This is a genomic window from Cryobacterium sp. MDB1-18-1, from assembly GCF_004402735.1.
Classification (GTDB): Bacteria; Actinomycetota; Actinomycetes; order Actinomycetales; family Microbacteriaceae; genus Cryobacterium; species Cryobacterium glucosi.
In genome coordinates, this window is sequence record NZ_SOFR01000036.1 from 1 (window position 1) to 1,390 (window position 1,390).

The following is a 1,390-nucleotide window of genomic DNA, read 5'->3' on the forward strand; positions in this document are numbered from 1 at the left end:
TGTTATGTCTCAGGACATCGGTGACAGTTCTGCATCAATAGATCGGTGACCATTCGGGCGTGTTTGGTGGTGACACTTCTCCCGCGTACACATTTGAGGGATGACTCGTGTCGAACCTGTTGATCCCCGTGTCCGTCTCGCTATAACTCAGTGGCCGCCTGATGCTCCGCGAGGCGCCGTGAGTACGTTCTGTGCTGAGCACGGAATCTCCCGGAAGACCTTTTACGCGATCAAGAAGCGTGCTCTCGAGGAGGGCCAGGCCGCGGCCCTCGAGCCGCGCTCCCGACGGCCGCGGTCGAGTCCGAACCAGATGGCCGAGGACGTGAAGAAGCAGGCGATCGGAGTCCGGGCCGTGTTGGAGGGATCGGGTCTGGACTATGGGCCGATCAGCGTCCACGAGAAGATGCGGTCGCTGGGGATGACCCCGGTGCCCTCGACGGCGTCGCTGGCCAGGATCTTTCGCGATGCCGGTGTCGCCCGCGTCGAGCCTCGGAAGAAACCGCGGGCCTCGTTCCGACGGTTCGTCTATCCGGCCCCGAACGCGTGCTGGCAGCTGGACGCGACCGAATACGTCCTCACCGGTGGCCGGAAATGCGTGATCTTTCAACTCATCGATGACCACTCCCGTTTCGCGGTCGCCTCCCACGTCGCGTGGGGAGAAACTTCCGAGGGCGCCCTGACCGTGGTGAAGAAAGGCATCACGGCCCACGGCGTCCCGCAGCGACTCCTCAGCGATAACGGGGCCGCACTGAACCCCTCTCGGCGCGGTGTCATCGGACAGCTCGTCACCTATGTCACTTCGCTGGGCGTCGAGGCGATCACGGGGAAACCCTACAAACCCACCACCCAGGGCAAGAACGAACGCTTCCACCAGACCCTGTTCCGCTGGCTCGATAAGCAACCCATCGCGGCGACCCTCGATGAACTCCAAGCCCAGGTCGACCGGTTCGACGAGATCTACAACACGGAGCGCCCGCATCAAGCCCTGCCCGGCAGGATCACACCCCGGCAAGCCTGGGAAGCCACACCCAAGACCGACCCGCCCCGGCCGAGGAATCAACAGCGACCGGTCGGCTGGGACGGAATCCGCCGCACCACGGTCGCCCGGAACGGCATCGTCCAAGTCCGACAAACCCGATTCCACATCAGCCGCGCCCTCGCCGGCCAGACCGTCTATCTCGTCGAGACCACCGACCACCTCCTCGTCTTCGACGACGAAGGCACCGAGATCATGGAACACCGCTGGCCCAAGCCCGGCACCAAATACGTCAGCTCCGGCAGACCGCGCGGACGGCGACCGAAAACTATCTAACTGTCACCGATGTCCTGATACAGGAAGTGTTACCGATGTCCTGATACAGAACTGTCACCCATGTCCAGATACATCACA

Annotated in this window: 1 pseudogene; it reads left to right on the plus strand. The window is 62.9% G+C overall.

Annotated elements, in window-relative coordinates:
* Nucleotides 1-178 precede the first annotated feature (178 nt).
* Nucleotides 179-1,356: pseudogene (locus tag E3O50_RS08585) on the plus strand (integrase core domain-containing protein).
* The last annotated feature ends 34 nt before the right edge of the window (nt 1,357-1,390 follow it).